Raw genomic sequence first — 9384 nt, 5'->3', positions numbered from 1 at the left:
TTTAGGCTTGTATTTACTACAAAATATATGAACTTTTCAAGGTACTATAGCGGGGCTTTTGACCCCAATATCATATAGATTTATTAGATTGGACTTTGTAACTATTAACCAGTAGTCATTCTTGACTACACCATTATTATACTAGGAATGAAATTTGTGGTGGCTGACTTTTCTGCCATTGAAGCAAGAGTGCTTTCGTATCTTGCAAAGGAAGAATGGAGAAGTGAGGTCTTCAAAAATAATGGAGACATCTATTGTGCATCGGCATCGGCCATGTTTGGAGTTCCGGTGGAAAAGCATGGTGTGAATGGGGAACTGCGTCAAAAAGGTAAGATTGCGGAACTTGCCCTTGGATATGGAGGATCCGTAGGAGCCTTAACTGCGATGGGTGCCATCGAGATGGGATTATCAGAAGATGAACTTCAGCCACTTGTAGATTCATGGAGAAATGCGAATCCGAATATCGTGCAGTTCTGGTGGGCAGTTGATCGATGTGTGAAAAAGACTATCCGTGAACGCATGGAGACAGAAACACACGGCATTCATTTTTTTCCATAAAATATAAAGAAATTAGCAGCGTCCAGACGGAAGTCTGGACGTTTTAATTTGCAAATAATAAAATTATATGAAAAATAATTTAGAAATAATTGCGATATATTGACAAATATAGTTGAAATGTGTATGATAAAATAAAAATGTACGATAAGGAGAAAAATTATGGCTGAATCGAAGCATGATAAATTTATAAGAGTTGCTGAAGCTAGAACAAATAAAATTATTGATATGATTCGACTTTTAAGTAACTGCTCTAATACCGCAACATATGAATACACTGATGAAGACGTAAAAAAGATTTTCTCTGCACTAGAATCAGAATTAAAAACTTGTAAAAGCAAGTATCAGGATAATAGCAATAAAGAAAGCAAATTTACGTTGAGGTGATTTAGATGACTATTGAATGGAAGTTTCCGCATAATGGATTTGGACAAGTGCGTGGAGTATCGGACGCAGGCATTGAAACCTTTACAGGAACAGAGATACAGTCGCTTGCAAGAGAAATTTGTCAAAACTCATTAGATGCAGCGGTGGAAGGCAGTAATGCGACCATCAAAGTTGATTTTGAACAGTATAGAATTCCTTCTTCTGATATTCCTGGATATGAGCAGTACGCTTCTAAAATTCAGAAGGCTTATGATTATTGGTCGAAAAAGAATAGTGAAAAGACCATTAAGGTACTGACAAAGGCATTAAATGCAATTAAGAAGCCTAATACAGTTGTTTTGCGAATTAGCGATTTCAACACAACTGGACTTAGCCATCCATATGAGGATAGTGACGAAGGCTGGAATGCATTGACAAAACTCGATGGTGGTGCGACAAAAACGGGTGATAAAGCCGGAGCATTTGGAATAGGAAAGAACGCACCATTTACAAATTCGGATTATAGATTAGTTTTTTATAGAACTCTAAATGAAGATCAAGAGACTGCTGCACAGGGAATGTCACGCTTTATATCTTTTCCAGAAGATTTAAGCAATAGTATGAATACGATGACAACTGGAATTGGTTATTACGGAAATCCGGAAGGTAACTTACCTGTTGATTCTATCAGTGAGTTGGAAAAACTATATCAGAGAACTGAGATTGGTACAGATGTTTTTGTGTACGGATTTAATGCGGGACATGAATGGAATAGCGATGTAATTAACGAGGTTCTAGAAAATTTCTTGATGTCTATTCACAAGAATTTATTAAGTGTTACAGTTGACAATAAAGTCATCGATAATTCTACGCTTGCAAGTTATCTCAGCACGTATAACTCAAAAATAAAAAATGCATATTGGTACTACCAAGTGCTTGTTCGACCTGAAACAAAAGTGTTCAAAAAGGACTTTCACGGGATGGGAACTCTAAAACTTAGCGTTCTGGTCGATCCTTCGGAGAAATTGAATAGAAAAATTCTCATCACTAGATCTTCCGGAATGAAATTATTTGCATTGGGTAATATGTCGAGAATTATTTCATTTTCTGGTGTGCTTGAAATGGAAGGTAAAGAGCTTAATGAATTCTTTAGAGAAATGGAAACGCCAGCACATGATAAGTGGTTGCCAAGCAGACACTCAACAAATGTGCCGCTTGCAAAAGAATATAACAATGAGCTAAAGGATTGGATAAGAGGCTGTATTCAAACGTTGGGTGAACATTCCAGTGACGATGAAATTGAAGTTGCAGGTTTGGCTGGTGTTCTTCAGAAGGAATCGGATAAGACTAATCAGCGTGGAGATGACAGCAATAAAGAAAGTCTTCAAGATACGATTGGTTCCATTACAATTCAGCCTCGAACATCAAAAACAAAGCCAAAGGGTTTATTTTACGGCAGTGATGGAAATGGAAAGTCGAAAAACACGGATACGGAAGGAACCATCGGTTCTGATGGAGGTGATCCAACAACTCGGAATTTAGGCGGTACTAGACATAGGAGTAAAAAGGATTCTCATAAAGGAAGAGCGGAACAAGGTGGACATGATACCGTACATAAAAGATATGGTGGAGATATAAACCAAGAACTTAAGAATGTTAGAGTTATAAAGACATCGAGAAACACTTATAGAGTTTCCTTTATTTTGCCACGGGATATTTGTGCAGGGCATGTTGAGATTGTTACAGTTGGTGAAAATGGTAAATCAAATCGACTGGCCATCCATTCTGCATCAGAGTTGATGGGGTGCACAGGAATAAAGAAGAGTTCGGAAGGTGTAGATTTTTCTAGTATGAAGGGAAACGAAAAAGTCCAGTTTGAAATCGCTTTGCTTGATAACCGGGATTATGCGATGGAGGTAAATGTATATGAACATAACTAAAAGATTATATACATATCCAGTTCTAAGCGAAGAAAGAGATGATTACACTGATTCTGTCTTTGATGCAGATGTGCAGTATAAAATGAATGGTGTTAATAATCTGTTGTTTGATTTCGATATAGAAATGGATAACAAAGAACTTCAGAAAATGATCCTGGAAGGTGATGCTGAATATGTGATTCATATTGAATGCGCAAACACATCATATAGAACTACGATTCATGATATTTCCAATCACGTAAGCAAAGAAATTCCGATTGGAAGAATTAACGGAAGAATAGAAATTATCGTTTTAATAGTGACAAAAAAAGATGTTAATCATTTTGTGAATTCTAATTGGGACGATGATTATCAAGGGCTGTCATTCGAACTGTCGAAAGGAAGTATTCTTGCGTATAAAAATATACCAGCTATTGATATTGTAAAGAATTACGAAGAATTTAACAGCGCAAGTTCAATTTTTAAGGTGTATAAGCGGTTAACAACAGAACCAAAACCAATGGAGGTGGAATTGTCAACTGCACAAATTGGTATCGGTTTGGGATTAGAAGAGTATGAGATTTACTCTCGTTTCTGTGACAAAGAAGAATTTCAACCAATATTGAACTCCATGATGGTTTTCCCTGCCTTAGTATATGTTTTTGAAGAATTAAAGCAAGAGAATGGCATTGAAAATTATGCAGGTACAAATTGGTATATTTCTTTATCAAAGGCCTATGAGAAACGTGGAGTAGACTTGGAAAATGAGATGTTATATTCTGATAAGACCTCTGTGCAATTAGCACAGGAAGCAATGGAATTACCGTTGAATGCTGCATTGAGAAAATTTGCAGATTTGTTTGAAACTGGTGAGGAAGAGGAGGATGTCTAAATGAAACTATATTTTATGAAAAAAGAAGCACTGGACATCCTTAAATCAAACCTCGATATGGTTTACAACATGTATTTCACGGAAAAGGATAATAAATGGCTTCGGAAGGTCTGTGGAGGAGATCCGTTTGTCGAATTTAAGGAGATACAAGATTTCCAGTTGGCACCGATTGATTCTGATATGTCAAAAGGTGAAGTTGAGTTTGCAAATTGTAAGATTATTTATCAGCACTTGTCATTTTTGACAGAGTCACAGGCTTGTGATGAAAGACTGTGGGCGGGTCTGTGCCATTCGGTTTATTACGATTACCTTAGAAAAAGATGGGACTATGATACAAAATCACCTAAAACACAGAAAGAGGCTGTATCAAATATAAAATCGAGATTTTTCTTTTCTGGTGGTACAAGAGCCGGATTATTTAGAAATTCCATAGCCAAGTGTTGGTGGGTTGGAAGAAATACCTATGATCCAAGTAATGTAGCAAATCCATTTGAAAAATTGGATATTATAGGTAGCAACGATATTAGTAGTAAAATTTCCGATATTTTTTACAGTAATAATTTCTCTGCAAATCCGGTTATTTTGAATGGCATCGTTAAAGCATTCAAAAACTTCAAAGAGGAAAACACACAGCTTTCACTCAAGGAACATATAAGACCAACATTGCAATTCTTGAATGCAGTAGGCGGTGGAGTTGTTTTAGATTGTCTTGATGAGGATGAGATTGCTGATATGCTCATTGATAACATCTATGGCATTTTACAAGGTGATGAGCAGGGTGTAGAGATTGAAGAGGAATCCGAAGAGTATGAAGATATGGATGTTGATGGCAATGACATATCAGAAGAAGAAAACTCTGAAGATAGTGTTGAAGAAGAGTATATAGTTATTGGTCAAAAAGTCAATGTTCGTATTAAGGAAACCGATGAACCAAAAACAATACTGGTAAATTATCTTCCGAATTCCACAAAGATTCCGCCATTGGCAAAAAGCCTTTTAGGCTGCTGGATTGGAGATGAGGTTCCTTTCCAAGGAAAGACATATATTATAGAAGCAATTCAAAAGTAGAGAACAGTTAAAAAAGTGTTTTCAGTGGTGACACTTTTTAACGATAGCCTCGACCTATCGTTAAAAGGTTCATGGATATGTTTCCTTTCACGATGGTAATTCATAGACAGCAGTCCTTTCATGTAGAAAGTATCGTGTTGCTTTCAAAACTTCATACAAAACAGAGTGTAGAAGTGGAATTGGAAATGAGCGAGATGGATTTGACGGCTGCGGAGAGTAAAGCCACTTATGCGGAAATTAAACAGTATGTGCTTGATAAATACGGATTGAAAGTATCCAGTTTGAATATTGCTCAGATTAAAGCAAAGAGTGGTATTATCGAGCGTGAGAATTATAATACGGCAAAGAACGAAAATGTTAAGCAGCCAAACTGTACAGAAGAAAAAGAAAATGCAATAAAAAACGCGTTCAAATATTTTCAAATGATTTAAATGGGAGGATAAAATGCTAAAAAAGATAAAGTTTAAAGGGGGCTTTTTTAATGAAGAAAAAGAGCTGAAATTATTTATGAATGAAGATAGAATATCAGTTCTTTACGGGAAAAATGGCTCTGGAAAAAGTACTATTTCTAATGCTGTGCGTAAGGCAAAAGGGGATGTAGTTGATGATATAATCCAAGCCACATTACTTGATGAAAAAGATATGGCTTTTGTGGATACGCAGTGTATTCATGTGTTTAATGAAGATTATGTGAGTTCACGTGTTAAAATACGAGACGATGGGTTGAATGCAATTATTCTTTTGGGTGAATTAGGTAATCTTGAAGATAAAATATTGGATTTGGAACTTAGAATTGAAGCTGAATCTAAAAGAAATGCAGAACTTAAAATAGTTGCTGGCGAATATAAAGACAAAGATAATATAAAGTCTCCAAGCAACTGTAAATTTCAGATTAACCTTGGATTGTCTGGAAATGGACATTGGGCTGAGCGAGAAAAGATTATTAATAATGGTAAACGCAATGCCAGCGTTACGGATAAAGTAATGGATTCTATTATCGCATTGCAACCTGCTGAAACATTGGCGGATTTGAGAAAACGTTATGAAGAGAATCTTCAACTGTTAAGTCAGGTAATAGCTAATGAAGCGGCTCAGATTAGAAGTACTGTGAAATTGAATGTTTCATATGATGAAAAGGCATTACAAAATCTTCTTTCACAGAAGGTTGAAAGACCTACGTTGTCAGATCGTGAGCAATATCTTCTTCAGCTTATTGATGACGGGAAATTAGATCAAATTAGTGAAATGAAGTCAGTATTTTCGAAAGAAAAGACAAAGAAATGTCCTTTTTGTTTTCAAGAAATCTCAGATCAAGGTAAACGAGATTTGATTGGTAGTATAGAGAAAGTATTATCGAAAGAGGTTGATATTCATGAGGAAAAACTCAAAAAATGCATCATACAGGAATTGAATGTTGATTTTTCTGGTATGGATGTCTTGAATTCACCTAATTATATAAAGTGTAAAGATGTAGTGGAAGAAATCAATAAAGAGATATTTAAGATACGAGAAATTATTCTTAAAAAGATTAATCATCCGTATACACCTATTACTGATTTTGAGAGCTGCCTGATTGATAAACTTGAGCAATATGAGTTGTTTAGGACTAAGTTACAGCAGGAAATAGAAAATTATAACAATGCAGTTAAAAAAATTGGAACGCTTAAAAGGAATCTCACAAATGATAATGCGGCCATTGCACATTATGAGGTTTCTAGCGATATTAAGTTATGGAAGCAAGCCTTGGGGGAACAGAAGAAAGCTGATGAAGCATTAAAGGAATCTGACGAGAAAATCAAAAATTTCAATGATGAACTGAATATCTTAAAATCTCGAAAGAAAAACATAAAAATAGCAGTCAGTTTGATTAATAAGAGCTTTAGATTTGTGTTCTTTTCAAAGGATAGATTAGAAATCAAAGTTGAAGGTGATAAATATGTATTGTATGCCCACGGAAAAGTAGTAAAGCCTAACAATGTGTCTGTTGGTGAAAGAAATATTATTGCTTTATGCTATTTTTTTACAGAACTGATTATGAATCAGGAGGCGAAAGACGGGTATTCAAAAAAACTAATCCTTGTTATTGATGATCCCATATCAAGTTTTGATTTTGAAAACAAAGTGGGAATTATGTCACTGCTGAAAGCAAAGGTAGCCGATATTATTAAAACCAATCCAGAAAGCCAAATTCTAGTGATGACACATGATATTCAGTGTTTATATGATCTTCAAAAAATTGGAGAAGAGGTTTGCATCGAATATAAGCGAGAAAGCAACGGGCAAAAGAAAGTTACATATGCTTGTTGTGAATTAAAAAACAAAGAGATTATTCCATTCAGTTACACAAAACGAAACGAATATTCTGAGATTTTGAAAGCTGTATATGATTATGCTTGTGGTAAGAATGCGAATGACACTCTGATTGTTGGGAATTTAATGCGACGAGTGATGGAGGCGTTCTCAACATTTGTGTATAAAAAGGGAATAGCAGAGATTTCCTGTGATGATACGATTTTGCAACAGATTGGAGACAAAGATTACATTGATTATTTCAAGAATCTAATGTATAGGCTTGTGCTTAATGGCGATAGTCATATGCTAGAGAGAACAAATAGTCTGGATGACATGGATTATTTGAATTTTTTAAGTGATGAAGAGCGACGAAGAACGGCACAGGAAGTTATTTGTTTCGTTTATTTATTAAATAAAAGGCATGTTTTGGCACATTTGGAAGGAAAGCAAAACATTGAAACCAACATTCAAAAGTGGTGTGCAGATATAAAAAGTTTTTGTGCAGGTGATGAAGTGACGGTGTGATTATGATTGCATTATATTCCATGGGAATTAAGGACGTGGTCTATATTTAACCAAAGACAGGTGATAAAATGATTTCTATATTAAGGTATTTTTAAGATTATCGGGGAAATACAATTTGAATGTAAGGAGAAATCGTAATGTATCGAAGTAGTCGATACTGACTTTGCCTAAAAATACACCTAAAACAATTTATGCTTTGCCAAATGTTGATGTAAGAATAGGATAAATATGGTAATTGGCAAATAGGAATATAGGAGGTGTTTTATGGATAAGCGCAAGCGGATGGGAAAGGATAAAGAGGGAGTGGTATTTCCGGTTGCTCCGAATCTTTCTGAAATGGGTGATAGTTATTTGCAATTTATAGAAGAAATTAAGAAAGAAATTCAGAAGCAGAGAGTTTCAGTTGTAATGAACGCCAATACAAGCATGATTTGCCTTTACTGGAATATTGGCAGGGCTATTTTGAAAAAACAAGAGGAAGAGGGATGGGGTGCAAAGGTTATTGACCGTATGTCAAAGGATCTGAAAATTGCTTTTCCAGAAATGTCCGGCTTTTCTCCACGTAATATTAAGTATATGCGAAAATTTGCCCAGTGTTGGGGGGATTATGAAATTGTGCAACGGGTCGTTGCACAAATACCATGGCGGACAAATATTACTTTGATGGATAAATTAAAAACACAGGAAGAACACATATGGTATGCTGGTAAAACGATAGAAAATGGTTGGAGTAAAACGATACTTGAGTTACAGATACAAAGTAAATTAATGGAACGTACTGGAAAAACAGTCAACAATTTCCCTGTGGCACTGCCATCGCTTGATTCTGATATGGCGAATCAAATATTTAAAGATCCTTATTTGTTTGACTTTTTGGGAACCGATATGCCAAGACGTGAGGTGGAAATAGAACAGAAACTAACAGAACATATTCAAAGTTTTCTATTAGAATTAGGACAGGGATTTGCATTTGTTGGGCGGCAGGTTCATTTAGAGGTTGGAGGACAGGATTTTTATTTAGATCTTTTGTTTTATCACTTGAAATTACGTTGCTATGTTGTGATAGAATTAAAAGCCTGTGATTTTGAGCCGGGATTTATCAGTCAGTTAAATATGTATCAGAATATAGTAAATGATATTTTGTGCCATCCTGATGACAAACCGACAATCGGGCTTTTGTTGGTTAAGGGTAAGAATAAAACTGTAGTGGAATATTCTTTATCTGGTTATCAGAACCCGATTGGTGTTGCAGATTGGCAGAATCAGCTCACACAGTCTTTGCCAGAGGAGTTCCAGAGTAGTTTGCCTTCTATTGAAGAAATAGAAAAAGAATTAGAATAATAACAAAATTAACAGCAAAAGTGCAACGACCGTTGCACAAATAGGATAACAGACATGAGGGGGCAGTGGCTTAAATCAATTCGGTTTAAGCTGCCGATTATTGAAAATGATTTAAGTATAGGTTTGGACAACGGTGAACATGTTGAGACAGTGATTCTGATGACGTATTGTGGTGATAAGAGGAAATAAGACGGTTATACCACAAAATGTTGTGGTTTTTGAGCGTAAATCGAGCAAAAAATGGGGCAAAAAACGAGCGTTTTTGCCCCTTATTTTTTGCCCGTTTCACAGATGACATCGGGTTTTGGACAGATGAAAACAGAAAATTCAGAGGATTGGCAGATGAAAAGTAAGCGCCTAAATGTTGGGCGGCTTGAATAGCCCCATTTGTTGCCCCATAATAGTAGAGAGTAGATTTTTGCTACT

Annotated in this window: 8 protein-coding genes and 1 pseudogene; all 9 read left to right on the top strand. The window is 35.7% G+C overall.

All coding sequences use genetic code 11. From position 1 onward, the window contains the following. Positions 1 to 144: 144 nt before the first annotated feature. Positions 145 to 549 (top strand): annotated as a pseudogene (locus tag NFR99_RS13675) (DNA polymerase); the annotation flags it as partial. 168 nt (positions 550 to 717) lie between these two features. Further along, positions 718 to 942, top strand: a complete 225-nt coding sequence (locus NFR99_RS13670; RefSeq protein ID WP_117688270.1) for a hypothetical protein — start codon at positions 718 to 720, stop codon at positions 940 to 942. A 5-nt stretch (positions 943 to 947) separates the two neighbouring features. Next, on the top strand, positions 948 to 2861 hold the full coding sequence (locus NFR99_RS13665; protein ID WP_251353931.1) for a hypothetical protein: 1914 nt from the start codon (positions 948 to 950) through the stop codon (positions 2859 to 2861). Then, complete coding sequence (locus NFR99_RS13660; RefSeq protein WP_055214468.1) at positions 2848 to 3732, top strand: hypothetical protein; 885 nt, start codon at positions 2848 to 2850, stop codon at positions 3730 to 3732. The genes NFR99_RS13665 and NFR99_RS13660 overlap by 14 nt, the downstream gene beginning before the upstream one ends. Then, entirely contained in the window at positions 3733 to 4800 is a 1068-nt protein-coding gene (locus NFR99_RS13655) for a DUF6339 family protein (RefSeq protein ID WP_251353930.1), read from the top strand. A 92-nt stretch (positions 4801 to 4892) separates the two neighbouring features. Beyond that, entirely contained in the window at positions 4893 to 5231 is a 339-nt protein-coding gene (locus tag NFR99_RS13650) for an RNA methyltransferase (RefSeq protein ID WP_251353929.1), read from the top strand. 13 nt (positions 5232 to 5244) lie between these two features. Next, the gene (locus tag NFR99_RS13645; protein WP_251353928.1) at positions 5245 to 7617 is read left to right on the top strand and encodes an AAA family ATPase; all 2373 of its coding nucleotides are present in this window, start codon (positions 5245 to 5247) and stop codon (positions 7615 to 7617) included. Positions 7618 to 7881: 264 nt separating this feature from the next. Then, positions 7882 to 8958 carry a PDDEXK nuclease domain-containing protein gene (locus NFR99_RS13640; RefSeq protein ID WP_251353927.1) on the top strand — a complete coding sequence of 359 codons (1077 nt, stop codon included), beginning with the start codon at positions 7882 to 7884 and terminating at the stop codon, positions 8956 to 8958. 54 nt (positions 8959 to 9012) lie between these two features. Continuing rightward, positions 9013 to 9147, top strand: a complete 135-nt coding sequence (locus NFR99_RS13635; protein ID WP_330571705.1) for a hypothetical protein — start codon at positions 9013 to 9015, stop codon at positions 9145 to 9147. Positions 9148 to 9384: the final 237 nt, after the last annotated feature.

Origin of the sequence: Hominisplanchenecus murintestinalis (assembly GCF_943193015.1) — a bacterium.
Classification (GTDB): Bacteria; Bacillota; Clostridia; order Lachnospirales; family Lachnospiraceae; genus Hominisplanchenecus_A; species Hominisplanchenecus_A murintestinalis.
The sequence above is the reverse complement of the archived record's forward strand: the minus strand, read 5'-3'. Positions and strand labels throughout refer to the sequence as shown.

Excerpts from the sequence above, each read along its gene's own strand:
- NFR99_RS13670 (WP_117688270.1), top strand. The coding sequence starts at position 718 with ATGGCTGAATCGAAGCATGATAAATTTATAAGAGTTGCTGAAGCTAGA.
- NFR99_RS13665 (WP_251353931.1), top strand. The coding sequence starts at position 948 with ATGACTATTGAATGGAAGTTTCCGCATAATGGATTTGGACAAGTGCGT.
- NFR99_RS13660 (WP_055214468.1), top strand. The coding sequence starts at position 2,848 with ATGAACATAACTAAAAGATTATATACATATCCAGTTCTAAGCGAAGAA.
- NFR99_RS13655 (WP_251353930.1), top strand. The coding sequence starts at position 3,733 with ATGAAACTATATTTTATGAAAAAAGAAGCACTGGACATCCTTAAATCA.
- NFR99_RS13650 (WP_251353929.1), top strand. The coding sequence starts at position 4,893 with ATGGTAATTCATAGACAGCAGTCCTTTCATGTAGAAAGTATCGTGTTG.
- NFR99_RS13645 (WP_251353928.1), top strand. The coding sequence starts at position 5,245 with ATGCTAAAAAAGATAAAGTTTAAAGGGGGCTTTTTTAATGAAGAAAAA.
- NFR99_RS13640 (WP_251353927.1), top strand. The coding sequence starts at position 7,882 with ATGGATAAGCGCAAGCGGATGGGAAAGGATAAAGAGGGAGTGGTATTT.
- NFR99_RS13635 (WP_330571705.1), top strand. The coding sequence starts at position 9,013 with ATGAGGGGGCAGTGGCTTAAATCAATTCGGTTTAAGCTGCCGATTATT.